Here is a 25,220-nt window from a genome sequence, read left to right as displayed (position 1 = left end):
GCGCCGTGCGCACCTGGGTAGCGTGCCGCCATGTGTCCGAGTGAGCTCCCGGCCGACGACCGCTACGACGCGCTGATCGCGCCGCTCCGGCCCGTGATCGAGCGGATCGGTCTCGACGCCCGCCAGCGGGAACGCGAGGAGCGTCTCGCCACGGAACAGCTCGGCTGGCTCGTCGATGCCGGCTTCGCACGGTGGCGGACGCCGGTCGCGTGGGGAGGCGTCGGTGCCCGTCTGTCCGACGTCTTCCGGGCGATCGCCGAGATCGCCGAGGTCGACCCGAACCTGGCGCACGTGTGGCGGAACCACTTCTCGTTCGTCGAGGACCGCGTGCACGCCGAGGGCACCGCCTTCGACCGTGCGATCGTCACGCGGCTCGGCGACGGCGAGTTCGTCGGCGGCGGGTGGAGCGAGTCGCCGAACACGACCGGGGTCGACCTCACCACGCGGATCGTCCGTGACCCGGACGGGTCCTGGCGGTTGACCGGTCGGAAGTTCTACTCGACGGGCAGCGTGTACGCCCGGTGGATCACGGTGCTGGCGGTCGACGACACCGGTGCGAAGTCCGTCGCGCTCGTCGACGCCTCCGACCCCGGGGTGCTGATCGGCGACGACTGGGACGGCTTCGGCCAGCGGATCGCCGGCAGCGGGAGCGTGACCTACACCGACGTGCCGGTGCCCGACGAGCGGGTCCTGCCGTACGCGACCCGGTACCCGTACCAGGAGCAGTACTACCAGACGGTGATGCACGCGATCCTGGTCGGCATCGGCCGCGCTGCCCTGCGCGAGGGCGTCGAGGCGCTGCGGTCCCGGGCGCGCGGACACCACAACGGCACCGCGGCGGATCCGACCCACGATCCGGAGCTGCTGGGCGTGATCGGCACCGTCGATGCCCGGGTGCACGCCGCCGACGCCGCGTTCGCCGCGAGCCTCGGCCCGGTGGACGCGGCTGTCGACCGGCACACCGCCCTGCGTGCGGCCGGTGCGGACCCGTCGACGGACCCGGCGCTGCGTGCGGCGCTCGAGCGCAGCTGGGTCGCGGTGGCGCGCGCGCAGACCATCGTCACCGACGCGGTGCTCGACGCGACGACGCTGGTGTTCGACGCGCTCGGGTCCTCGGGGACGTTCCGCTCGCTCGGCCTCGACCGGCACTGGCGGAACGCCCGCACCCTGGCGTCGCACAACCCGCGCGTGCACAAGCGCCGCATCGTCGCCGACCTGCTCGTCAACGGTGCGAGTCCACTCGACCGCTGACGGCAGACCGCTGAGCGCTCCGCCGTAACGGACCGTAACGGGGCGCAACCCGCCGACACCTGCGTGCAGCGTGCCGAGGTGAGCACCTACGGTCGGTGCACCGGCTCGCCACGGACGCTGGGGAGGTGACCGTGGCGGGCCGTTCTGCGCACCTCGAACGGGAGGACCACCGTGACCACCGCGCCCAGCACCCCCGCACCGCTCATCGTCGCCGTGCCCGACGCGGACCTCGCAGCGGCGGCCGCCACACCCGGCGGCATCGCCCGACTCTCGGTCCGCATCGTCGGTTCCGGAGCCGCCGTCGTGGCGATCGGCACCGATCGCCTCGACGCGGCGACGAGCACCGGCCACCGACTCGACCCGACGACCGCGGCGCTCACCCTCGGCCGTGCCCTGCCGGAGCACGGGTTCCTCGTCGCCGTGGCACCGACCCGCGAGCACCCGTACAACGTCGCCCGTCGGGTGCTCTCGCTCGACCACGTCCTGGACGGCCGGGTGGGCATCGTCGTCGGCGCCCGGGACCACGGCGCACCGAGCACCAGAGCCCCGAGCACCGGAGCCCCGAGCGCCGGCGCACCGCACGACCCTGCCGAGTTCGCCCGGGTGCTCCGCGGGCTGTGGCGCACCTGGCCGCTCGACAGCATCGTCGGGGACCGCACGTCGGGGCTCTTCGCGCACACCGACCGGATCCGACCGCTCGACCACGACGGCGGGCCGGACGGCTACCGCGTCCGGGGACCGCTCACGACGCCGTCGAGCCGGCAGGGCGAACCCGTCCTCGCGGTCTGGCACGACGTCGACGTGCCCGGGGCGGACCTCGTGCTCGGGGGCGCGGCGCACCCGCTCGCACCGCTGCCGGGGGCGACGGACGGGGCGGAGTCGCACCGGGCCTCCCGGTCGACCGTGACGCGACCTCCACGACCGACGCGACCAACGCGACCGACACGTCCGACGCTCCGCGCCCTGCTCGGGCTGGCCGTGCCGGACGCCGCGGCGGTGACCGCGTGACGGGCGCTGGCGGCGACGCCGGCCTGATCCTCGGCGTGAACCTGCAGGGCTTCGGGCAGCGTCCGGCGGCCTGGCGCACCCAGGACGTCGACCCGACCGACCTGCTCACGGCCGAGTTCTGGGGCGACCTCGGGCGCACCGCCGAACGCGGGCTGCTCGACATGGTCTTCTTCGCCGACCACCCGGCGTTCGGCGACCCGAACGTCCGCGCCTACGGACTGCTCGAGCCGTTCGTGGCGCTCGGGGCGATCGCCGACGCGACGAGCCACCTCGGGTTGGTCGGCACCGCATCGACGACGTACAACGACCCGTTCGACGTCGCCGAGCGGCTGCTGTCGCTGGACACGGTGTCCGGCGGGCGCGTCGCCTGGAACGCCGTCACCACCTACGACCGCTCGGTCTCCGCCAACTTCGGTGTCGCGACGAACCCCGACCGGCCCGAGCGGTACGCCCGCGCGGGGGAGTTCGTGGACCTCGTGACGGCGCTCTGGCGGTCCGCCGCGACGGGGGAGCCGGTCGTCCACCACGGCGAGTTCCTCGACCTCGAGGGCGTGCTCCGGGTCCCACCGTCGGCGCAGGGGCACCCGGTCGTGTTCCAGGCCGGGGGATCGCCGCACGGTCGTGACCTGGCGGCGCGGGTCGCCGAGGGCGTCTTCGCCGTCGAGCTGACGCCGGAACCCGCCCGCGAGCACCTGCGTGCGGTCAAGGTCGCCGCCGAGACGTACGGCCGGAGCTCGGCCGACGTCGCCGTCGTGCCCGGACTGTCGCTCGTGCTCGGCAGCACCGAGGCCGAGGCGCAGCGCCGGTTCGACGAGCTCGAGGCCCTCGCGCCGGACGGTTACTCGGTCCGGGCGCTCGGGACGCACCTCGACGCCGACCTGTCGGGGCTCGACCCGGACGCGCCGATCCCGTCGGCGGTCCTCGACCGCGAGGTCGACCCGGTCACCTACGGGCCCTCGCTCGGCTACCACGAGACGGTCGTGCGGTGGGTGCGGGCCAACAACACCTCGTTGCGGGACGTGCTGCGGGGCTTCGGCGGGTACGGCGCCCGCATCGTGGTCGGCACGCCCGAACAGGCTGCCGACACCATCGAGGACTGGTACCGCACCGGTGCCGCCGACGGCTTCAACCTGATGATCGACGAGTTCCCGCGGGGCCTCGAGACCGTCGTGGACGAACTCGTGCCGATCCTGCAGCGCCGCGGGGTGTTCCACCGGTCGTACGAGGACGTAACGTTGCGCGGGCGGTTCGCGGCGCGCGCCCGGGGGCTCTGACGCCGCACGGTGCGCGGTCCGCGGTACGGCCGCGCTGCCGCACGGTGCGAGGTTGGTCACCCCGTGCGGGCTTGCAGCCCCGCACCAGGTGATCAACCTCGCACCGCCGGCCAACCCCGCCGCCGGCCGACCGCCGCCGCCGCCGCGCGGCCGCGCCCGCGCCGCGCGTGACGCCGTGTGACGGCCGGCCGGAGGCACCGTGTCACACGGCGACACCGCCGGTCACGGTCCGCAACACCCGTCGCCTCGGGGCCCCGACCGCCCTAGCGTCGCCGACATGACCGACTACCTCGACCGCGAACAGGACAAGACCTTCACGAAGGTCTACAAGCAGCAGACCCCGGACATCCTCAAGGCCTTCGTCCAGTTCGACGAGTCGGTGTTCCAGGCCGATCGCCGCGCGATCCCGCTGAAGTACCGCGAGCTCATCGCCCTCGCCGTCGGCATCACCACGCAGTGCGCCTACTGCATCGACGGCCACAGCCAGCGCGCCGTGACGGCCGGTGCGACCGAGGCTGAACTCGCCGAGGCCGCCTGGGTCGCCACGGCCATCCGCGCCGGCGGTGGGTTCGCGCACGGCCGGCTCGGCTTCAAGTTCGGCGCCGGCGCGGCCCCCGCCGACCCCGCACCGGCCGCCGCCGACCACGCCGCGCACACCCACTAGGAGGACTGCCATGCCCGACCGCATCACCCTCGTCACCGCGCTGCAGGGCGCCGGCTGGCACCCCGCCGCCTGGCGCGTCGCCGGCCCGGCCGCGCAGCGCCTGTCGAGCCTCCGGCACTGGCGCGACGTCGTCGTCGAGCAGGACCGGCTCGGCATCGACGCCGTCACCATCGAGGACTCGTTCACCGCGGGCCCGACGGCTGCCGACCACGACCTCGACACCACGACCGTCGCCGGACGGCTCGACGCCCTCCTCGTCGCGAACGCGGTCGCCCCCGCGACCCGCGCCGTCGGTCTGGTGCCGACCGTCTCGGTGACGCACACCGAACCGTTCCACGTCGCCACGGGCCTCCAGACCCTCGACCACGTCTCGCTCGGGCGAGCCGGGTGGCGGATCCAGGTGAGCCCGACGACCCGCGAGGCGGCCCTGTTCGGCCGCCGCCCCGGCGGCGACACCGCCGCGGACCTGTTCGACGAGGCCCGCGAGGCGGCGGAGGTCGTGTCGCGCCTCTGGGACAGCTGGGACGACGACGCGATCATCCGCGACGTCACGACCGGCCGGTTCATCGACCGCGACCGGATCCACAACGCCGAGTACGCGGGCCGTCACCTGTCCGTGCACGGCGCGTCGATCGTGCCGCGGTCGCCGCAGGGCCGGCCGCCGGTCTTCGCTCTGGCCCACCGCGCCGACGCTGCCGCGTTCGCCGTGGACGCTGCGGACGTCGTGCTCGTCACGCCCGGGTACCAGGGCCGGGAGGCGCGGGACCTGTTGGACGAGGTCCGTCACCTCGAGCAGGTGGCCGGGTCGGACGTCCGTCGTCCGGTCCTCGCCGACCTCGCGGTGCTGATCGGGTCCTCGACCGCTGCCGCGGCCGACGAGCTCGCCGCGCTCGACGCCGCTGCCGGTGCCCCGTACGCCGTCGGCTCCGGCTCGGACACGTCCGTGCTCGCGACGACAGTGCCCGAACTCGTGTCGCTGATCGGGGACCTGCGGGGCCTCGGTTTCGCCGGCGTCCGGCTCCGCCCCCTGCGCATCCCGATCGACAGCACCGCCATCGCCAGGCAGCTCGTCCCCGCCCTCGTCACCGCCGGGCTCCGCGCCGACGTGACGTCCCGTCCCACCGCCGACCTGCGCACGCGGCTCGGCATCGCCCCGGCGGTCAGCCGGTACGCGTCCGCACCCGCCGGTTCCGTCTCTGTGGAGGTCTCAGCATGAGCACCAAGCGTCAGGTCCACCTCGCCGCCCACTTCCCCGGCGTGAACAACACCACGATCTGGAGCGACGACCGCGCCGAGAGCCAGATCGCGTTCTCGTCGTTCGAGCACTTCGCCCGCAACGCCGAGCGCGGGTTCTTCGACTTCCTGTTCCTCGCCGAGGGCCTGCGGCTCCGCGAGCAGAAGGGGCGCATCCACGACCTCGACGTCGTCGGGCGCCCGAACACCCTCGCGGTCCTGGCCGCCCTGGCCGGGGTCACCGACCACATCGGTCTGGTCGGCACCCTGCAGACGACGTTCAACGAGCCCGTGGAGCTCGCGAAGCAGCTCGCCACGCTCGACCACCTGACCGACGGCCGTGCCGGGTGGAACGTCGTGACGAGCTCGGACGCGTTCCACGGCGCGAACTTCCGCCGCGGCGGGTTCCTCGACCACGCCGACCGGTACACGCGCGCCGCCGAGTTCATCGCGCTGTCCCGCGAACTCTGGGACTCGTGGCAGGCCGACGCCGTCGTCGCCGGCACCGCCGCGGGCGGCGCGCTGGCGGACGGCGTGTTCGCCGACCGGTCGCGCATCCGCGACGTCGACCACCACGGCGCGCAGTTCGACGTCACCGGCACGTTCCCGGTGCCCCGCAGTCCGCAGCGGCACCCGGTGATCGTGCAGGCCGGTGACTCCGACGAGGGGCGCGACCTCGCCGCCACGAACGCCGAGGTGATCTTCTCGCTGCACACCGAGTTCGACGACGCGCAGGCGTTCTACCGCGACGTGACCGAGCGGCTCGAACGGGTCGGACGGTCGAAAGACGAGCTGCAGATCCTCCCCGGCGCGACGTTCGTGATCGGGTCGTCGGCGGAGGACGCCGAAGAACGGTCGAACGCCATCCGTCGTGCCCAGGTCAGTCCGGCCACGGCGATCGCGTTCCTCGAGCAGGTCTGGAACCGCGACCTGTCGTCGTACGACGTCGACGGCCCGCTGCCGACGATCGAGCCCGACTACGAGGGCACCGCGATCACCCGCGGGCGCGCACGGCACACCCGCGACGTCCCCGCCCTGGTACGGTCCTGGCGGGACCTGGCCGAGGCCGAGCACCTGTCCATCCGCGACCTCGTCATCCGCGCCTCGACCCGCGGCGGGTTCGTCGGGACGGCGTCGTACATCGCCGCCGAGATCGACCGGTACGTGCAGGAGCGCGCCACCGACGGGTTCGTCGTCGTGCCGCACACCAACCCCTACGGCCTCGACGAGTTCGTCGACACGGTCGTCCCGCTGCTGCAGGAGCGCGGTGTCTACCGGCAGTCCTACGACGAGGGGGCGACCCTCCGGCAGACGCTCGACCTGCCCGGCACGATCCGCGACCGTTCGGCCGCCGCACGCACGGCCGCTGCGGCGGGTCCGGCGCGTGCGGCAGCGTCCGCCGGGGTGCTCGCGTGACCATTTCCAGCCTCGCGATCCTCGTCCCCGGCAACTTCGAGGACGACGCCCCCGTCGACGGTCTCGAGGCCACCCTCGACCTCTTCGCCACGGCTGAGCGGCTCGGCGTCGACGGCGCCTGGGTCCGGCACCGGCACCTCGAGCACGGCATCGGCTCGGCCGCGGTCTTCCTGGCGGCGGCGTCGCAGCGCACCACGTCCATCGAGCTCGGCGTCGCCGTCGTGCCGATCGGGTGGGAGAGTCCCTTCCGCCTGGCCGAGGACTTCTCGCTCGCCGACGTCCTGGCGCACGGTCGGCTGCAGGTCGGGCTGTCCACCGGGTCGCCGCACGCCGAGATCCTCGGCGACCTGGTGTTCGACGGCGACTGGCGCGCCTTCGACCGTGGGTACGGGCGGGTGTCCCGGTTCGTGGAGAACCTGCGCGGCGCGTTCCTCGGCGCGGACGACACCGTCATCCAGAGCCCCGGGAACCTCCAGCGCCCCCGATTGCAGCCGTACGCGCCGGGTCTGGTCGACCGGGTCTGGTACGGCGGCGGGTCCCTCCGGTCGGCCGCCTTCGCCGGCAGTTCCGGGCTCAACCTGCTGCTCGGCAACCTCACCTCGGGCGAGGGCACCGACGACTACGGCACCGCCCAGCGGAACCAGCTCGCGGCGTACCGCGCCGCGCTGCCGACCGGGCGCACGCCCCGCGTGGCCTGGGGCCGGTGCGTCGTGCCGACCGACTCGGCCGACCGGGTCTCGCGCGAGCGGTACCGCACCTGGTACGAGTCCCGTCTCGCACGGCAGACCGCGCCCCAGGGACCGCGGCGGACCCTGTTCTCGGCCGACCTGGTGGGGCCCGCCGAGCAGATCGTCGAGCAGCTCGTGCACGACGCCACGCTCGCCGAGGTCGACGAGTTCCGGGTCGAGCTGCCCTACGAGTTCGCCGGTGACGAGTACGAGCAGATCGTCTCGGACGTCGTGGCGAAGGTCGCACCGGCGCTCGGGTGGACGCGCGCCCGGACGGCGGTGGCTGCATGACCCGCTACGTGCTCTCCCGCATCGGCCAGGCCGTGCTCGTGCTCTGGGCGGCGTGGACGATCTCGTTCTTCGTCCTCTACGTGCTGCCGAGCGACCCGGCCCGCATCATGGTCGGCCCGGACGCCACCGACGTCACGGCGGCGCAGCTCGACGCGCTCCGGCACCAGTACGGCCTCGACCAGCCGGTGCTCGTGCAGTACGTCCAGCACCTCGGCGCCCTGCTCACCGGCGACCTCGGCCGCTCGATCGGCGTCGGTCGACCGGTCGCCGACGTCATCGGCGAAGCGATCGCGCCGACCGCCCAGATCGCGGTCGCCGGCCTCGTGCTCGCGATCGTGTTCGGCGGCGGGATCGCGGTCCTCGCGACGTGGACCCGGAACCGAGCCCTCGGCCAGTTCCTGCTCCAGCTGCCCCCGATCGGCGTGGCGGTCCCCGGGTTCTGGTTCGCGCTGCTGCTGGTGCAGTGGTTCTCGTTCGGGCTGCACGTGTTCCCGGCGTTCGGTGGCGAGGGCGCGGCATCGGTCGTCCTGCCGGCGATCACCCTGGCGCTGCCGACCGGTGCCACGATCGCCCAGCTGCTGTCGAAGTCCCTCGTCCAGACGCTCCGCGAGCCGTACGTGGACACCGCGTACGCCAAGGGTGCCGGGCGCTGGCGGGTGCAGCTCCGGCACGCGCTCAAGAACGCTGCGCTGCCCGCACTCACCGTGACGGGACTCATCGTCGGGCAGCTGTTCTCCGGCACCGTCGTCACCGAGACGGTGTTCTCCCGCCCGGGCCTCGGCCGGGTCACCGCCACCGCCGTGCAGCAGCAGGACATCCCCGTCGTGCAGGGCATCGTGCTGCTCGCCGCCGCGGTCTTCGTCGTCGTGAACCTGGTCGTCGACCTCGTGTACCCGCTGCTCGACCCGCGCGTCGTCGTCGCCGGCAGCCGTCGGAAGCTCCGCGACCACGACGGAGCGACACCGGGATCGACGCCCGGCGCGACGCCGGGCACCACCCCGCCCGGCGCCACCCCGTCCAGCGCCACCGAACCGAAGGCGGTCCCCGCATGACCGAGACCACGCAGCTCGCCATCGGCCGCCCCGCGTCGCTCGTCAGCGACCGCGTCCCCGGCAGCACGACGACAGCGCTCCGCGCGCTCGTCGCCCGTCCGACGCTCACCATCGCCATCGTCTGGCTCGCCCTCGTCGTCCTCGCCGCGCTCCTGCCCGGAGCGCTCACCCACCACGACCCGCTCGCCGCCGATCCGGCCGCCAAGCTCACCGCTCCCGACGCCGCGCACTGGTTCGGCACCGACCAGCTCGGCCGCGACCTGTACGCCCGCGTCGTGCACGGCACCGCGCTCACGCTGCAGGCCGCGGTCCTCGCGATCGTCATCGGCCTGGTCGGCGGCTCGCTCATCGGCCTCGTCGCCGGCTTCGTCGGCGGGGTCGTCGACGCCGTGCTCATGCGCGTCGCCGACGTCCTGCTCGCGATCCCGAGCCTGCTGCTCTCGCTGACGATCGTCACCGTGCTCGGCTTCGGCACCGTGAACGTCGCGGTGGCGGTCGGCGTCGCGAGCATCGCCACGATCGCCCGCATCATGCGTTCCGAGGTCGTCCGGGTCCGCACCGCGCCGTACGTCGAGGCCGCGAGCGCGAACGGCAACCGCTGGTGGCGCGTGCTGCTCGTGCACGTGCTGCCGAACGCGGCCGGTCCCGTCCTGGTGCTCGCCGCCCTCGAGTTCGGCACCGCGATCCTCGCCGTCTCCAGCCTGAGCTTCCTCGGCTACGGCGCGCAGCCACCGCAGCCCGAGTGGGGTTCCCTCGTCGCCACCGGGCGCGACTACATCGCGTCCTCGTGGTGGCTCACGACCATCCCCGGCCTGGTGATCGCCGTCACGGTGCTCGCCGGCAACCGCGTCGCCCGTGCGCTCGACACCGAACGGAGGGCCGTCCGATGAGCCTGCTCAGCATCCAGGACCTGACCGTCACCTACGGCCGCGGCAGCAGTGCGCGCACCGCCCTCCACGGCGTCTCGCTCGAGGTCGGCCGCGGCGAGCGCGTCGCCATCGTCGGCGAGTCCGGTTCGGGCAAGTCGACGACGGCGCACGCGGTCCTCCGGCTCCTGCCCGCAGCGGCGGACCTGACGGGAGGCACGGTGCGGCTCTCCGGGGCGGCCGACGGAACCGGGGACCTCGACCTGGTCACCGCGACCGACCGCCAGGTGCGGTCCGTGCGCGGCGTCCGGATCGGCTTCGTGCCGCAGGACCCGACGGTGTCGCTCAACCCCGTGACGCGGATCGGCACCCAGGTCGCCGAGGTGCTCCGGATCCACGGACTCGCCACGGGCGCCGAGGCCCGGGAACGCGCCGTCGAGGAGCTCCGCCGTGCCGGCATCGACCGTCCCGAGCTCCGCGCGCGGCAGTACCCGCACGAGCTGTCCGGCGGGATGCGGCAGCGGGTGCTCATCGCGATCGCCCTGATCGGCGACCCCGAGCTGCTCGTCGCGGACGAACCGACGAGCGCGCTCGACGTCACGGTCCAGCGGACGATCCTCGACCACCTGGACCGGCTCGTCGCCGAACGGGGCACGAGCGTGCTGTTCATCACGCACGACCTCGGGGTCGCCGCCGACCGGGCCGACCGCATCGTCGTGATGTCCGAGGGGCGGATCGTCGAGCAGGGCACCCCGGCCGAGGTGCTCGGCGCACCCCGTGAGCCGTACACGCGCGCGCTGATCGCAGCGGCGCCCAGTCTCGACGACGTGACCGCGTCCGTGGGACTTGCCACGGGCCTCCCGTCCGACCGCCCCGACCCACTCGTCGTCGCGACCGGACTGCGGAAGTCCTTCGACCGCGTGACCGCCGTCGACGGGGTGGACGTGACCGTCCCGCGGGGCCGCACCCTGGCGCTGGTGGGGGAGTCCGGGTCGGGCAAGTCGACCACCGCGCGCCTCGTGCTCGGACTCGAACGCCCGGACGCCGGCCGCGTGCGGTTCGACGGTGCCGACGTGGGCGGAGCCCGCGGTGCGGCGCTGCGGGCGTACCGGCGGCAGGCGCAGATCGTGCAGCAGAACCCGTACGCGGCGCTGCACCCGCGGCTGTCGGTGGGGGCGGTGATCGCGGACCCGCTCGCGGCCTTCGGCATCGGCACCCGGCGGTCCCGTACGGCTCGGGCGGCGGAGCTGCTCGACCTCGTCGCGCTGCCGTCGTCCGTGCTCGGTCGTCGACCGGCGGAGCTGTCCGGCGGACAGCGGCAGCGTGTGGCGATCGCCCGCGCGCTCGCACTCGACCCGTCGTTCATCGTCCTCGACGAACCCGTCTCCGCACTCGACGTGTCCGTCCAGGCGCAGATCCTCGACCTGCTCGCGGAGCTGCAGTCGACGCTCGGCGTCTCCTACCTGTTCATCTCGCACGACCTCGCCGTCGTCCGTCGCATCGCGCACGAGGTGTCCGTCCTGCGGGGCGGCCGCGTCGTGGAGCACGGCGATGTGGCGCAGGTGCTGCACGACCCGCAGCACGAGTACACGCGCGCACTGCTCGACGCGATCCCGGGACGATCCCGGCGCGTCCCCACCACCGAAGGAGTCTCATGACCACCCACCGCACCCCGTTCCGTCTGGTGGCCGCGATCGCGGCCGGCACCGCGGCGGCCCTGGTCATGGCGGGCTGCTCGTCGGGCGGTACCGCGTCGACGTCCTCGTCGTCGAAGCCCGTCGACGGCGGCTCGCTCACCTACGCCATCGCGAACGACCCGATCACGCTCAACCCGACGGGTACCGGCGCGGGCAACGACACGCTCGCGATCACGCGGCAGCTCGTCGACTCGCTGCTCTGGCAGGACCCGTCCGACGGCTCGCTCAAGCCGTGGCTCGCGACGAAGTACTCGGCGAACGCCGACGCCACCGAGTTCACGTTCGACCTGCGCTCCGGTGTCACGTTCTCGGACGGCACCGCGTTCGACGCGACGGCCGTCAAGGACACCTTCGACGACATCGCCTCGGCCGGCGCATCCAGCACGGCCGCCGCGTACTTCTCCGGCTACGAGGGGACGAAGGTCGTCGACGACGACACGGTCGAGGTCGAGTTCTCGACGCCGAACGCCGCGTTCCCGAACGCCACGTCGTCGGTCGCCCTCGGCATCGTCGCCCCGACGACCACCGAGACCCCGTTCGAGGACCGCGCCGACGGAAAGGCCGTGATCGGGACCGGACCGTTCACGCTGCAGTCGTACACGAAGAACACGTCCACGATCCTGACGAAGCGAAAGGACTACGACTGGGGTCCCGCTGCCCGCGGCGGCTCCGGGGCGGCGCACCTGTCGAAGGTCACGTTCCAGGTCGTGCCCGAGGCGAGCGTCCGCACCGGCAGCCTGCAGTCAGGGCAGCTCGACGCGATCAGCAGCGTGCAGCCGAGCGACGTCGACACCCTGCAGGCGCAGTACGACCTCGTCACCCGGGCCAACCCGGGCCAGGTGTTCGGGCTGACGTTCAACCAGAAGCGGCCGATCGTGTCGGACCTCGCAGTCCGGAAGGCGATCGCACAGGCCGTCGACCCGAAGGCGGTCCGCGACACCTCGCTGAACGACCTGTTCAAGGTCGCGGACTCGGTCCTCGGGTCGACGACGCCCGGGTACGCGGACACGTCGTCGGGTTCGTCCACGTCGTCGGGTGCGTCCGCGTACGACCCGAAGGCCGCGGCGGCCGCCCTGGACGACGCCGGGTGGGAGAAGGACTCCGACGGCATCCGCTCGAAGAACGGCACGAAGCTGCAGCTCAAGCTCGTCTGGATCACGAACTTCGGACCGAACCAGACGTCCCTCGAGCTGATCCAGCAGGAGCTGAAGAAGGTCGGCGTCGGCGTCACGCTCGAGAGCGGGACCGTGCCGCAGTACCTCGCCAACCTGACGAGCGGCGACTGGGACCTGTCGTGGGACAACAGCTCGCGCGCCGACGGTGACGTCCTGCGGTCGAAGTTCTCCAGCTCGGGTGCCCAGTCGATCGGTGCGTCGGACAAGACGCTCGACGCGCTCTTCACGAAGGAGCTGTCGCAGTCGTCGGCGTCCGACCGGTCGGCCACCTTCGGGGAGATCCAGCAGCGCATCGCGTCCCAGGTCGACTTCGTCCCGGTGCACGAACTCACCAGCATCATCGCGCCGGCGACGGACGTGCACGGCATCGTCTTCGGGGCCGACACCCGGCTCGACCAGCTGACCGGCGCGTGGAAGGACGCCTCGTGAGCGCCGCTCGCTCCGTCCCGCTCGCGGTGCTCGACCTGGTGCCGGTCACCGCCGGGTCGTCCGCAGCCACGGCGCTGCACCGCACCGTCGACCTGGCCGTCGCTGCCGAACGTGCCGGGTACGCCCGCTACTGGCTCGCGGAGCACCACCTCAACCCCGGTGTCGCGGGCAGCGCGCCGAACATCGTGATCGGGGCGGTCGCCGCTGCCACGTCGACGATCCGGGTCGGCAGTGCGGCGACGCTCGTCGGCAACGTCCGCGGGCTGCAGATCGCCGAGACCTTCGGCACCCTCGCGGCGCTGTACGGGCCGCGGATCGACCTCGGGCTCGGCCGCTCCGGGGCGCCGGCACCCGGCACCCCCAAGCCGCCGTCGCTCGCGCCCCGTTCGGACGAGGTCGTCGACGGACTGCTCGTGCCCGCACCGTTCGACTTCCACATCGCACCGGGCAGCCGGTTCGCCCTGCAAGGGGAGCTGCTCGGACGCGTCCCCGGTGACGTCGACCGGTTCGAGGGCGAACTGTCGCTCATCCGGGGGCTGTTCGCCGGCACCTGGTCGCGGGACGGCACCGTGGTCGAGGCGCCGCCGGCAGCAGGAGCGTCCGTCGAACTGTGGATCCACGGGTCGACCGGCGGTGAGAGCGCCCGGGTCGCCGGAGCACTCGGACTGCCGTACGGCGCGAACTACCACACGTCGCCCGGCACGGTCCTGGCGTCGGTGCAGGCCTACCGCGACGCGTTCCGCCCGGGGGTGCTCGAGGCACCGCACGTCATCGTGTCGGCGGACGTCGTCGTCGGGCGCACCGAGGCCGAGGCCGCGGAGCTGTCGCTCGGGTACGCGGAGTGGGTGCACTCGATCCGCTCCGGCGTCGGGGCGATCGAGTACCCGACGCCGTCCGCGGCACGAGCTGCGCCGCTCGCTGCGGCAGAGGCGGCGTCGGTCGCCGATCGGCTCGCCACCCGGTTCGTCGGCGACGCTGCGGCCGTCGCGGACCGCCTCGAGGTCCTGCAGCGGGCGACCGGCGCGGACGAGCTCCTGGTGACGACGATCACGCACGACCACGACGCCCGGGTGCGTTCGTACGAGCTACTCGCGGCGGAGTGGGCGGCGCGGGGTGCGGGTGCTGGTGCTGCGCGTGCGGGTGCTCGTGCTGGTGCCGGTGCCGGTGCCGGTGCTGGTGCTGCGCGTGCCGGGGCTGGCGTGGGTGCCGGGGTGCGCTGACCGAACTGGTCCGTGTCGACCCGGAACGACGAGCTCGATGTCGCACGACATCGGGCTCGTCGTTCGTGCGCGCGTGCAACCGGTGGCGCGTGCAACGAGCGACATCGTGGTCGTCGTGCGACGTCGACGATGTCGTTCGGGGTCGGTGCGCGTGCGGTCCGTGCGCGTGCATGTTCCGACGATCCACCCGTCGATCGTCAGGTGGATCGTCGTCCTATGCGCATGCATCGAGTGCGTGTGCATGTTCCGACGATGCACGCGTCGATCGCCTCGTGGAATGTCGGACGATGCGCGCGCAACGAGCGACATCGTGGTCGTCGTGCGACGTCGACGATGTCGTTCCGCATCGGCGCCGACCACCCGCGCGCGCACAGAACGACTCCCTCGACGTCGTGCGACATCGAGGGAGTCGTTCCGAGTCGTTCCGAGTCGTTCGGACCCGGCTCAGCTCGCGTCGAGCGCGAGCCCCTCGGGGTTGACCTCGGAGTGCTCCACGGCCTCGTTCGACAGGTTGTACGACTTGAGCCACTTCGCGTACGTGCCGTCGTCGATCAGCTCGTCGATGGCGTCCGCGATGGGCTCGGCGAGCCCGCTGTCCTTCTTCGTCGTCGCCGCGATGAGCCCCTGCAGGTCCCCGCCCGCGCCGGAGAACGTGCCGGCCGTCTTCGTGGGGTTCGCGCCGTCCGCGCTCAACGTGTTCTGGTAGGCGACCGTCGGGTTCGGCCCGAAGTAGGCGTCGATCTTGCCGGAGTCGAGCGCCAGCTTCACGGCGTTGCCGTCCGGGTAGTACTTGATCGTGATCGTCTTGCCCTGCTTCGCGAGGTCGGCCTTCCAGCCGAGCAGGATGAGCTCCTGGTTGGTGCCGGAACTGACGGCGACCGTCTTGCCGGCGAGCACGGACGGGTCGCCGTCGAACGCCAACGAGGAGTCCTCCGGCACCTGCAGCGCGAGGTTGTCCTGGCGGTACGAGGCGAAGTCGTACTTCTCCTTGCGCTGCTCGGTCACCGTGATGTTCGAGAACCCGGCGTCGTACTTGCCGCCGTCGATCCCGACGAACAGGTTGTCCCACGTGGCGTTCTGCACCTGGGCCTCGAGGCCGAGCTTCGCGGCGACGAGACGACCGAGGTCGGGCTCGGAGCCGGTCAGCGTCTTCTGGTCGTCGCCGGTGAACGCGAGCGGCGGGAACCCGGCCGGCAGCGCACCGATGCCGACGACGAGCTTGCCGGACTTCTTGATCGACGCCGGGAGTTCGTCGTGCAGCTTCTCGTCCGCGTCGACGGTGACCTTCGTCTCGGTGGCGGCACCGTTCGACGCGGCGCCGATCGTGACCGTGCCGTCGGACGCGCCGGAGCCAGAGCCGGAGCCAGAGCCAGAGCCGGCGGACGCCGACGTGGCGCACCCGGCGAGGGCGACGACGACTCCGGTGGCGAGGATGAGGGCGCCGGCGCGGTTCCGCCAGCGTGCGGGGGTGGTGGGGGACATGGTTCTCCTGGGATCGGGCGGAAGGGGAAGAAGGAACGTCGAGGGGACGGCGTCAGCGGACGCGGGACAGGAAGTCCCGCGTGCGAGCGTGCTGCGGATCGTCGAGCACCTGGGCGGGGGAGCCCTGCTCGACGACGCGGCCGTGGTCGAGGAACACGACGTGGTCGGCGACCTCGCGGGCGAAGGCGATCTCGTGCGTGACGATGACGAGCGTGGTGCCCGTGTCCGCCAACCCCCGGATGACCCCGAGCACCTCGCCGACGAGCTCCGGGTCGAGCGCCGAGGTCGGTTCGTCGAGCAGGACGACCGACGGTTCGAGCGCCAGTGCCCGCGCGATGGCCACGCGCTGCTGCTGGCCGCCGGAGAGCTGCCGCGGCCGGGTGTCGCCGCGGTCGCCGAGTCCGACGCGCTCGAGCAGGGCCGCCGCACGGTCGCGCGCCACGGCACGGGGGACCCCGGCGGCGATCGGCCCCTCGGCCACGTTCTCGAGCGCGGTCAGGTGCGGGAACAGGTTGAAGTGCTGGAACACGAACCCGATCCGCGACCGCTGCCGCAGGATCAGGCGCTCGGGCAGCTCCTTGTAGCGGGGGACCCCGTCGCGCCCGGTCCGGAGCCGGACGCCGATCGTCTCGCCGCCGACCGTGACGACGCCGCGGTCGAGCGGTTCGAGGTGGTTGATCGCACGCAGCAGCGTGGACTTCCCGGACCCCGACGGGCCGAGCACCACGGTGACGCTCCCGGACGGCAGCGACAGGTCGACGCCGTCGACCACGACCGTGTCGCCGAACGCCTTGACGGCTCCGTGGATGCTGATCGCTGCGCTCATCAGATGGTCCTGTCGTCGATGGTGGAAGCCGGGCCGGACGCGACCACGCGCGCGGCGGAGGCGGCCTGCCGGGGGCGATCCGGGCCTCCAGGCCGTCCCGACCCACGTCCGGAACCGCGACGCACGGCGGCCCGCACCCGCTGGAACGGCGTGGGCGGCAACGCCCGGACCGAGCCGCGGGCGGTCCACCGCTCGACGTAGTACTGCACGACCGACACCGCGCTGGTGAGCGCGAGGTACCAGAGCGTCGCGACGACGAGCAGCGGGATGATGTCGGTCGGGTAGGTGCTCGACAGGTTCTGCACCACCCCGAACAGGTCGAGCAGCGACACGTAGAACAGCAGCGACGACGCCTTGAGCAGCCCGACGACCTGGTTCACGAACGCCGGCACGATCGACCGCAGTGCCTGCGGCAGGATCACCCGCACGAACTGGCGTCGTCGGGGGAGTCCGAGGGCCTGCGCGGCCTCGTGCTGGCCGTGGTCGACGGCGAGCACGCCGGCGCGGACGATCTCGGAGGCGTAGGCGATCTCACTCAGGCTCAGGCCGATCACCCCGATGGCCAGGTCGCCGAGGACGTTGGCCGTGGTGACCTCGACCTGCGGCCCGAACGGGATCCCGATGCCGATCGTCGGGTACAGCGACCCGAGGTTGTACAGGAAGACGAGCACGAGGATGAGCGGCACGGAGCGGAACAGCCAGACGTAGCCCCACGCCAACCCGGACAGCACCGGGTTGTGCGAGAGCCGGGCGATCGCGACGACGATGCCGCCGGTGAAGCTGATGACCGCACTGAGCGCCGTCGCGAGGAGCGTGAGCTGCAGGCCGGTCAGGATCGCCGGGCTGAACAGCCACTTCCCGACGGCCGGCCAGCCCCACGACTCGTTCGTGAACAGTGTCTCGACGAAGTTCAGGAGCACCACCAGCACGACGGCCGCGGCGATCCAGCGCAGCGGGTGCCGCAGCGGGAGGACGGGTCGGTCGAGCGCGGCGCGTCCGGCAGCATCCACGGACGTGGCGGTCGCGTCGGTTGCGTCGGTTGCGTCGGTCGCGTTGCTCGCGACGGTCGGCCGGGAGGCCCGTGGTGCGTCCGGCGCTCCGGCCGCGTGGTCGACGTCGGTCGCGTCGACCCCGTCGGTGCCGGCGACGGCGCTGGTCGCGTCGCGGGGCAGTCCCGTTCTGGTGTCGGTCATGTCGCGACCGTAGAAGGGTCGCGGTGCCTGGACAACGCACCGTGCAACACACCGCTACGGGGCGGAACGCTGCGTCACAGTCGCCGCGCGCATGACGTTCCGTGACGCCGGGCGCGCAGTACTGTTCTGCCATGACAGCGCACCGCGTGACCGCTCCAGCGCCCCCGGCGGACGGCAGCACGGCGAAGGGGCCGGCGTCGTACTTCCCGAGCATCGAGAAGACGTCCGGCCGCCCGGTCCAGGAGTGGCTCGACCTGGTCGCCGAGCAGCTCGACGACCACCCGCACATGCAGGTCGTCGCCTGGCTGAAGACCGAGCACGGGCTCGGCCACGGCCACGCGAACGCGCTCGTCGCGTACGCGAAGCAGGCCCTCGCGGGCTGAGTGCACCCCGGTTTCCCGCAGTGTCGGTGGCGGTGCCTAGCGTGTGGACGTGGCCGAACCCGTCGACGCGTGGTGGCGCCGCCGACAGTGGTCGCGCGGCGAGGCGGTGCCGTACGCCGTCGGGCAGTTCCGCGCCGACTGGGCGCCGTACCCGGTGCTCATCCGGCAGTACCACCCGGACTGGAACCACGGCGTCGTCCTGACCCAGGTCCCGCCGGCGGCCGAGGTCCTGCTGACGTGGGAGTGCGACGTCGGCCACGTCTTCGTCGCCACGCCGTCCGAACAGCGCTCCCGGCCGGGTCGTGAACGCCGACGCTCGGTGTGGTGCCCGGAGTGCGCGGTGCAGGCGCAACCCCAGCGCTGGCCGGTCCTGCCGTCCGACTGGCCGTCGCAGGTGCCGGTCCCGCAGCGGGTGGTCCGGGCCACCGGTCGCCAGACCCTGCCGGCCGCGCCCTCCCGCGGGACCCCGGCCGGTGCTGTCGCCTCGAGCCGCACCCGCGCACGTCGACCGGCGCCGGGCACGCCGCGACGTCCGAGTCAGCCGGTGCCCCGCACGATCTGCCCGAAGACCCCGCGGCTGCCCTCGGGCGAGTCCTTCACGAGCGTCTGCGCCCCGGCGACGGCCTCCGCGGTCGAGGCAGAGCTCCGCGCGGCGCTGTCCGACCGGTTCGCGTTCACCTACGACCACTCCGCGATCCGCCTCGACCGGCCGTTCTTCCACCACGTCGAGGTCTGGCCGGACATCATCCTGCCCGAGCTGCGCGTCGCGATCGAGTACGACTCGACCGGCCGCCACGGCCTCGAGCACGTCGGCCCGCGGCAGGACACCGACCGCCGGAAGGACCGCGCCGTCCGCGCCGTCGGCTGGGAGGTCGTCCGCATCCGCACCGGACGCCTGCCGGCGCTCGGGCCGTACGACCTGCAGGTGTCCGGCATCTCCGGCCGGACCGTCGATCGGCTCGCCGACACCCTGCGGGAGATCCGCGGCGACCTCTTCGTCAACGCGTACGCACGGTGACCGATCGGGGTACAGGATTCGCCGACGGGGTACACCCCGCCTGGGTCCACCGCGGAGCGACCGGTAGGCAAGAGGAGTGACCCCTGCGTTCTGCCTCCACGCGTTGGGGGCGAGCTCCGAGGAGTTCGCCCTGCTCCGCCGTGCCCTGATCCGCGACGACCTCGAACTCATCGGGATCGACCTGCCCGGCTTCGGCCGCAGCCCGGCGTCGTCCGGCACCACCGTCGAGGAGATGGCCGTCCTCGTCGAGCGCGCGATCGGCGCCAGTGGCGCGAGCGAGTGGGTACTGGTCGGTCACTCCATGGGGGGCAAGGTCGCCACGGTCGTCGCCGACCGCACGATGTCCGGCGCGAACGGCCTGTTCGGGTTGCGCGCCGTGGTGCTGCTCGCGGCCTCGCCGCTGGCGCCCGAACCGATGGACGACGACCGCCGCGCCGCGATGCTCTCCTGGGCGGCGGACGGCCCGATCAGCGCGGCGCACGCCGCCGAGTTCGTCGACGCGAACACCGCGTCCACCCTGGCGCCCGAGCGACACACGACGGCCGTGCAGGACGTCGAGCGCGCCGATCCCGGTGCGTGGACGGCGTGGCTCACACGCGGCAGCCGCGAGGACTGGTCCGACGCGGCCCCGAACCCCGTGCCGGCTCTCGTGCTCGCCGGTGCCGAGGACGGCGATCTGGACGCCGAGGCACAGCGGCGCCTGACGCTGCCGCACTGGCCCGACTCGGAGCTCCACGTCGTCGAGGGTGCTGCCCACCTGCTGCCGTGGGAGCAGCCCGAGGCGGTGGCGGACCGCATCCGCGACTTCTGGACCCGCCGGTTCACCGGGGCGCCCGTCGTGCCCGTCGAGCAGGCACGGGTGATCGCCTCGCCGCGGGTCAGCGCGCGCATGCGCTCCCTGTTGGCGGCCCGCGCGCTGCCCGACGACCCGACCGCCGAACCGCGAGCGCTCACTGCTCGGCAACTCGACACCCTCCGTGCGATCGCGCGCATCGTCGTGCCGCAGCCCGGCGACGGTCAGGTGGACCTCGCCCTGCGCGTCGACGACCAGCTCGCCGCGGGGCTCGGTGACGGATGGCGCGTCGACGGCATGCCCACTGACCTCGAGGCGTACCGGGCAGCGCTCGACGTGCTCGCCGGGCCGGCGCAGGACGGCGTGCTCGACAGCGCCCTGCAGGACGTGGCCGCCGGTCGGTACGGCGCCGACGGTGTGCTCGACGCCGTGATGGATGCAGCACAGCTGCGGGTTTGGTACGAGGACGCCAGCGTCGACCTCGTGAAGCACTGGCTCGCGCACCCCGCGACGATGGCGGCGATCGACTTCGACGGCTTCGCGAACGGGGGCGACGGCGTCCGCAAGCAGGGCTTCCAGCTGCTCGCCGCCGACCAGCGCGAGGCCTGGGAGCCAGCGGCACCCGACCGCCGCGAGCGCACCCGCGACGACACGCACGAGGACACGCACGACGGCACCACGACGACGGAAGCAGCACGATGAGACTCGACGGACAGCGCACGTACGGCACGGACGACGTCGTCGACGTGGTGGTCGTCGGCACCGGAGCCGGCGGAGCGCCCCTGCTGGCCTCCCTGGCCCGACGTGGCCTGCGGGTCGTCGCCCTCGAGGCCGGTCGCAACACCGAGCCGGGCGAGCACGTGCCCGACGAGGTCGCCGCCCCCGGGGACATCAACTGGATGGACGAGCGGCTGAGCGGCGGCGGCACACCGACGGCGTTCGGCCCGAACAACAGCGGTACCGGGGTCGGTGGCTCGACGTTGCACTGGGGCGCGTTCACCCCGCGTCCGAGCACGCACGACCTGTCGCTGCGCTCCGCGTCCGGTGTCGGCGAGGACTGGCCGATCAGCCACTCGGAGCTCACCGGCTGGATCGAGCAGGTCGAGCACGACGTCGGGGTCGCCGGACCCGAGCACTACCCGTGGGACCCGTCCCGCCGGTACCGGATGCGTCCGCCGGCACGCAACGCCTCGTCGGACATGATGATGCGCGGGGCAGCGGCCGCCGGCATCACCGCGACCGACGCCCCCGTCGGGCTGACCACCGAGGACCGCCACCAGGAGCACCACGGCCTGCGGCACGCCTGCGTCTCCTGCGGCTCGTGCCACCAGGGCTGCCGCAACGGCGCGAAGGTCTCGATGGACACCACCTACCTGCCCGCCGCGGTGGCGTTCGGCGCCGAGATCCGGCCGGACTCGTTCGTGCACGGCATCGAGCTCGATGCTTCCGGCGAGGTCAGCGCCGTGCTGTACACCCACGACGGCCGCGAACACCGGCAGCGCTGCCGGGCCCTCGTGCTCGCCGCCGGCGGCATCGAGACCCCGCGCCTGCTGCTGCACACCGGGCTCGCGAACAGCAACGACCAGGTCGGCCGGAACTTCACCGCGCACGGCGCCACCCAGGTCTGGGCACGGTTCGACGAGTCGATGCGCTCCTACCGCGGCTACCCGTCGTCGATCATCACCGAGGACTTCGTCCGCCCCGCCGACGCGGACTTCGCCGGCGGGTACCTGATCCAGAGCCTCGGCGTGCAGCCGCAGACCTTCGCCAACACGCTCATCCGGGGCGGCGGCCTGCGCGGCGCCGAGCTCGTGCGGGCGCTGCAGGACTACCCGCACTCCGCGGGCGTCGGCATCAACGCCGAGTGCCTGCCGTACGACAACAACCGGCTGGTCCTCGCGGACGAGGTCGACGAGCACGGCGTGCCTCGCGCCCAGGTCTCGTTCACCCCGGGCACGAACGAAGACGCGATCCGCCGCCACGCCGTCCGCACCATGACGACCATCGTCGAGGCCGCCGGCGGCAAGGACGTCCGGGTCCTCGAGCGCACCGCACACACCATCGGCACGGCACGCATGGGCGCGGACCGCGAGACCTCGGTCGTCGACCCGGACGGCCGCTCGTGGGACGTCCCGAACCTGTGGATCGCCGACAACTCGGTGTTCCCGAGCGCCGTCATCGCGAACCCGGCGCTGACGATCATGGCGCTGTCCCTGCGCACCGCCGACCGGATGCTCCGCGCGGCCTGACCGGCCTGGGCGGGCTGCCGACGTGGGCGGGCTGCCGACGTGGGCGGGCCGCCGGCGCGGACGCGCTCCGGCCCGCTCGGTCAGCCGCGCAGGGCGAGTGCCTCGCTCGTCCACCGGGCGTGCAGGTCCCACGGGTCGTCCACCCCGGCGGCGACGGCGTCGACGTGCGCGAGCAGCTCCGGTGTCGCTCGGAACCACTCGGTGCCGGGGTACCGGGTGGTCGCGAACTGCGCGTGCCGCCGACGTTCGAGCGTCCTATCGCCCCGCTCGAACGCCAGGAGGTCCTGGTGCGGGATCGCGGCCAGTCGCTGCCTCGGGTTCATCGTGGTGCCGATCTTCACCCGGTCGCCGAAGTCGTCGCGCATCCGCAGGTAGTACACGACGTCGACCCGCGGGGGAGCGAGGTCGCCGTCGGGCACGTCGCCCCACCGCCACTCGCACCGTGCGCAGACGAACGCCGTCGGGAACCGCACCCCGACGCGGGCTCCGCACACCGGGCACGGCCCCGGCAGGGTGTCCTCGACGCCGACGTGCTCGGCCGCGAACTCCGTCACCAGCGTGACGTGCGTCGCACACAGGGGCACGCCCGTGAGCGCGTCCGCAGCGGGGCCCGCGCAACCCGGCACGCAGCACGACGAGGTGACCATGCCCGGAACGCTAGCCGGACCCACCGACGTGCCCCGGGCCTCCCGGCCGCCCTGCGCACCCGCGCACCCGCGCCGGACCGGTGCGTCCCTGCCGGGAACGGGCGTACCTGGTCGGTTGGAACGACCAGGTACGCCCGTTTCCGCTTCCCACCGCAGCCGCTCTGGGAAGGACCGGGCGCACCTACCGGGACCGGGGCGCGCCCGAGCCGGACCGGTGCATACCTGCCGAAACCGGGCGTACCTGGTCGGTTGGAACGACCAGGTACGCCCGTTCCCGCTTCCCACCGCAACCGCTCTGGGAAGAACCGTGCAGGCCGAGACCCGTCAGTCGGTGAAGATCACGCCGACCGGCTCGCGCTTCTCCTCCTGGAACTGGTCCTCACCGCGGCCGAGCGCCCAGTAGGCCGACAGCGACATCTCGCGCTTCTCCAGCCCCCAGCCGTCCTGCAGCAGCCGACGGATCGCCTTCATCGCGGTCCGCTCGCCGTGTGCGAACACCTGGACCGGCCGGGAGGCACGGGGCAGCGCCCGGGCCGCGTCCAGCAGGAGCGTGCCCGGCTGGGCGCCGGTGGCGTCGCGGTGCAGCCACCGCAGGTCGACCCCGGCCGGGTGCGCGATCTCCTGCTCGTCGGCAGGGCCGGCGACCTCGACCAGGGCGACGCCCGTGGCCGTGTCGGACATCGACTCCAGCGCGGCGCCGATGGCCGGCAGGGCGCTGTCGTCGCCGAGGAGGACGTGGGTGACGTCCGGGTCGTCGACGGGCGCGTAGCCACCGCCGGGACCGGACAGCGCGAGCTTGTCGCCGGGCTGCGCCGCTGCGGCCCAGGGCCCGGCGAGCCCGTCGTCGCCGTGCACGACGAAGTCGACGGCGATCGTCTTCGCGGTGTGGTCGACGGCCCGCACCGTGTACGTCCGGCGGGCCGGTCGGTCCTGCTTCGGCAGCGTCTCGCGCAGTTCCTCGAGGTCGTACGGGGGCTCGAGGCCGAGCGACGGCTTGGCGAGCAGGAGCTTGACGTACTTGTCGGTGGCGGCCAGCTTGTCCGGGTCGGCCGTGCCCACGAAGTCGTCGAAGGCCGGGCCACCGAGGTGGACGCGCACCATGTGGGGCGACAGTCGCTCGGTCCGGTCGACGACGAAGACGTGCTGGGGGCGTTTGGGCTTGGAGCTCATCGGTACGAGCGTCCTCTCTCCTGCTTGACGTTTGTCGAACTAAGGTTAGCCTTACCTCATGGACACGACCGTCATCCCGTTCTCCGAGCTGCTGCGCAAGCGCACGCGTCGCTCGCACGGTTCCTCGGCCGGGAACGGCTTCATGCACGACCTGCTCGGCGGGAAGTGCGACGTCGCCGACTACGCGGCGTTGCTCGGACAGTACTCGTTCGTCTACGACGCCCTCGAACGTGCAGCCGAACGGATGGCGGACCACCCGGTGGCGGCACCGTTCGTCACCTCGCAGCTCACCCGGATGCCGGCCATCCGCGCCGACCTCGAGTACCTGATCGGCCCGGACTGGTCCGAGCTGGTCTGCCCGCTCCCCGCCACGACGGCGTACGTGCGGCGGCTCAACGAGGTCGCGGCCGAGTGGCCGGGCGGCTTCGTCGCGCACCACTACACGCGGTACCTCGGCGATCTGTCCGGCGGGCAGATGATCGGTCGGATGCTCTCCGACCAGTTCGGCTTCGACACGAACGGCGTCCTGTTCTACATCTTCGACCAGGTCGCGGACCCGAGTGCCTTCAAGGACACCTACCGTGCGCAGCTCGACGCGGCGCCGTGGACGGCCGACGAGCAGGAGCGGGTCATCGCCGAGGTCGAACTGGCGTACTCGCTCAACAACGGCCTGCTCGAGGGGCTCGACGCCCGGCGTCGCCCGGTGACCGACGGCGCCGGCGACGTGGCGGTGACCGCGTGACCGAGCCCTTCGACGACGAGGCGCGCCGAGCGATCCTCCGGCACATGAACGTCGACCACGCGGTCGACAACCTGGCGATCGTCCGCGCGAACGGGGCCGCGACCGCGGTGGCCGCGACGATGACCGAGATCGATGCGATCGCCGGTGTCTGGCTCGCCCGGCTCGACGACGGCGACGAGGAACAGGTCATCGTGCCCTGGACGTCGCCGCTGACCGACCGCCGCTCGGCGCGGGTGCAGATCGTCGAGGTCCACTCCGCCGCGCAGGCCCAGCTCGCCGAACCGAGCTGAACCGAGCCGATCCGATCCGCGCTGATCCGAGCCGATCCGCGCCGACCACAGACCCGCCGGGATCGCGGACCGCGTCGCAACTGCAGGGGTGCTCCCGCCACGCGTCGCGATCCCGGCGTCCCC

23 protein-coding genes are annotated in these 25,220 nt (G+C 73.0%); 18 read left to right on the top strand and 5 right to left on the bottom strand.

The window, feature by feature from the left end:
- Positions 1-30 precede the first annotated feature (30 nt).
- The 12 genes from EDF48_RS06095 (at position 31) to EDF48_RS06040 (ending at position 14,304) form a co-directional block, all read left to right on the top strand.
- Complete coding sequence (locus EDF48_RS06095; protein WP_131878804.1) at positions 31-1,251, top strand: acyl-CoA dehydrogenase family protein; 1,221 nt, start codon at positions 31-33, stop codon at positions 1,249-1,251.
- A 171-nt stretch (positions 1,252-1,422) separates the two neighbouring features.
- A complete protein-coding gene (locus EDF48_RS06090; protein WP_165932328.1) occupies positions 1,423-2,259 on the top strand; it encodes an LLM class flavin-dependent oxidoreductase in 837 nt (278 codons plus the stop codon).
- The gene (locus tag EDF48_RS06085; protein WP_207913227.1) at positions 2,256-3,533 is read left to right on the top strand and encodes an NtaA/DmoA family FMN-dependent monooxygenase; all 1,278 of its coding nucleotides are present in this window, start codon (positions 2,256-2,258) and stop codon (positions 3,531-3,533) included. Before EDF48_RS06090 ends, EDF48_RS06085 begins: the two co-directional genes overlap by 4 nt.
- Positions 3,534-3,810: 277 nt before the next feature.
- A complete protein-coding gene (locus tag EDF48_RS06080) occupies positions 3,811-4,197 on the top strand; it encodes a carboxymuconolactone decarboxylase family protein (protein WP_131878800.1) in 387 nt (128 codons plus the stop codon).
- Between the two features lie 10 nt (positions 4,198-4,207).
- Positions 4,208-5,413, top strand: a complete 1,206-nt coding sequence (locus EDF48_RS06075; protein WP_131878798.1) for an LLM class flavin-dependent oxidoreductase — start codon at positions 4,208-4,210, stop codon at positions 5,411-5,413.
- Positions 5,410-6,846, top strand: coding sequence for an NtaA/DmoA family FMN-dependent monooxygenase (locus EDF48_RS06070; protein WP_131878796.1), 1,437 nt, complete (start codon positions 5,410-5,412; stop codon positions 6,844-6,846). The genes EDF48_RS06075 and EDF48_RS06070 overlap by 4 nt, the downstream gene beginning before the upstream one ends.
- Positions 6,843-7,865, top strand: coding sequence for an LLM class flavin-dependent oxidoreductase (locus tag EDF48_RS06065; RefSeq protein ID WP_131878794.1), 1,023 nt, complete (start codon positions 6,843-6,845; stop codon positions 7,863-7,865). The genes EDF48_RS06070 and EDF48_RS06065 overlap by 4 nt, the downstream gene beginning before the upstream one ends.
- Positions 7,862-8,917 carry an ABC transporter permease gene (locus EDF48_RS06060; protein ID WP_131878792.1) on the top strand — a complete coding sequence of 352 codons (1,056 nt, stop codon included), beginning with the start codon at positions 7,862-7,864 and terminating at the stop codon, positions 8,915-8,917. The genes EDF48_RS06065 and EDF48_RS06060 overlap by 4 nt, the downstream gene beginning before the upstream one ends.
- Complete coding sequence (locus EDF48_RS06055; RefSeq protein ID WP_131878790.1) at positions 8,914-9,807, top strand: ABC transporter permease; 894 nt, start codon at positions 8,914-8,916, stop codon at positions 9,805-9,807. Before EDF48_RS06060 ends, EDF48_RS06055 begins: the two co-directional genes overlap by 4 nt.
- Positions 9,804-11,441, top strand: a complete 1,638-nt coding sequence (locus EDF48_RS06050) for an ABC transporter ATP-binding protein (protein WP_131878788.1) — start codon at positions 9,804-9,806, stop codon at positions 11,439-11,441. The genes EDF48_RS06055 and EDF48_RS06050 overlap by 4 nt, the downstream gene beginning before the upstream one ends.
- Positions 11,438-13,084: an ABC transporter substrate-binding protein gene (locus EDF48_RS06045; protein ID WP_131878786.1), complete on the top strand. Its 1,647-nt coding sequence runs from the start codon at positions 11,438-11,440 to the stop codon at positions 13,082-13,084. Before EDF48_RS06050 ends, EDF48_RS06045 begins: the two co-directional genes overlap by 4 nt.
- Positions 13,081-14,304, top strand: coding sequence for an LLM class flavin-dependent oxidoreductase (locus tag EDF48_RS06040; RefSeq protein WP_131878784.1), 1,224 nt, complete (start codon positions 13,081-13,083; stop codon positions 14,302-14,304). The genes EDF48_RS06045 and EDF48_RS06040 overlap by 4 nt, the downstream gene beginning before the upstream one ends.
- A gap of 444 nt (positions 14,305-14,748) precedes the next feature.
- On the opposite strand, the gene EDF48_RS06035 is transcribed toward EDF48_RS06040, so the two are convergent.
- The 3 genes from EDF48_RS06035 to EDF48_RS06025 are packed head-to-tail and all read right to left on the bottom strand — an operon-like array spanning position 14,749 to position 17,805.
- On the bottom strand, positions 14,749-15,786 hold the full coding sequence (locus tag EDF48_RS06035) for a transporter substrate-binding domain-containing protein (protein ID WP_131878782.1): 1,038 nt from the start codon (positions 15,784-15,786) through the stop codon (positions 14,749-14,751).
- A gap of 52 nt (positions 15,787-15,838) precedes the next feature.
- Complete coding sequence (locus EDF48_RS06030; RefSeq protein WP_131846160.1) at positions 15,839-16,612, bottom strand: amino acid ABC transporter ATP-binding protein; 774 nt, start codon at positions 16,610-16,612, stop codon at positions 15,839-15,841.
- Positions 16,612-17,805 (bottom strand): amino acid ABC transporter permease, encoded by a 1,194-nt coding sequence (locus tag EDF48_RS06025; RefSeq protein WP_131878780.1) that lies wholly within the window; start codon positions 17,803-17,805, stop codon positions 16,612-16,614. Before EDF48_RS06025 ends, EDF48_RS06030 begins: the two co-directional genes overlap by 1 nt.
- Before the next feature lie 131 nt (positions 17,806-17,936).
- Between EDF48_RS06025 and EDF48_RS06020 the strand changes: the two genes are divergently transcribed.
- The 4 genes from EDF48_RS06020 to EDF48_RS06005 all read left to right on the top strand — a co-directional run bounded on the left by EDF48_RS06020 (position 17,937) and on the right by EDF48_RS06005 (position 22,248).
- The gene (locus EDF48_RS06020) at positions 17,937-18,188 is read left to right on the top strand and encodes a DUF4287 domain-containing protein (RefSeq protein WP_131878778.1); all 252 of its coding nucleotides are present in this window, start codon (positions 17,937-17,939) and stop codon (positions 18,186-18,188) included.
- Positions 18,189-18,237: 49 nt separating this feature from the next.
- Positions 18,238-19,206 (top strand): hypothetical protein, encoded by a 969-nt coding sequence (locus EDF48_RS06015; RefSeq protein ID WP_131878776.1) that lies wholly within the window; start codon positions 18,238-18,240, stop codon positions 19,204-19,206.
- Between the two features lie 76 nt (positions 19,207-19,282).
- Positions 19,283-20,701 carry an alpha/beta hydrolase gene (locus EDF48_RS06010; RefSeq protein ID WP_131878774.1) on the top strand — a complete coding sequence of 473 codons (1,419 nt, stop codon included), beginning with the start codon at positions 19,283-19,285 and terminating at the stop codon, positions 20,699-20,701.
- Positions 20,698-22,248 (top strand): GMC family oxidoreductase, encoded by a 1,551-nt coding sequence (locus tag EDF48_RS06005; protein ID WP_131878772.1) that lies wholly within the window; start codon positions 20,698-20,700, stop codon positions 22,246-22,248. Before EDF48_RS06010 ends, EDF48_RS06005 begins: the two co-directional genes overlap by 4 nt.
- Positions 22,249-22,328: 80 nt before the next feature.
- Here the strand turns inward: EDF48_RS06005 and EDF48_RS06000 are convergent, their stop codons facing one another.
- Together EDF48_RS06000 and EDF48_RS05995 are read right to left on the bottom strand one after the other, a co-directional pair.
- Positions 22,329-22,895 carry a GIY-YIG nuclease family protein gene (locus EDF48_RS06000; protein WP_131878770.1) on the bottom strand — a complete coding sequence of 189 codons (567 nt, stop codon included), beginning with the start codon at positions 22,893-22,895 and terminating at the stop codon, positions 22,329-22,331.
- 324 nt (positions 22,896-23,219) lie between these two features.
- On the bottom strand, positions 23,220-24,065 hold the full coding sequence (locus EDF48_RS05995; RefSeq protein WP_131878768.1) for a siderophore-interacting protein: 846 nt from the start codon (positions 24,063-24,065) through the stop codon (positions 23,220-23,222).
- Positions 24,066-24,123: 58 nt separating this feature from the next.
- Between EDF48_RS05995 and EDF48_RS05990 the strand changes: the two genes are divergently transcribed.
- Positions 24,124-24,807: a biliverdin-producing heme oxygenase gene (locus EDF48_RS05990; protein WP_131878766.1), complete on the top strand. Its 684-nt coding sequence runs from the start codon at positions 24,124-24,126 to the stop codon at positions 24,805-24,807.
- On the top strand, positions 24,804-25,097 hold the full coding sequence (locus EDF48_RS05985) for a DUF2470 domain-containing protein (RefSeq protein WP_207906707.1): 294 nt from the start codon (positions 24,804-24,806) through the stop codon (positions 25,095-25,097). The genes EDF48_RS05990 and EDF48_RS05985 overlap by 4 nt, the downstream gene beginning before the upstream one ends.
- Positions 25,098-25,220: the final 123 nt, after the last annotated feature.

Origin of the sequence: Curtobacterium sp. PhB191 (assembly GCF_004346515.1) — a bacterium.
Classification (GTDB): Bacteria; Actinomycetota; Actinomycetes; order Actinomycetales; family Microbacteriaceae; genus Curtobacterium.
Note: the sequence above shows the minus strand (reverse complement) of the source record. Positions and strands in the feature narration are given on the sequence as shown.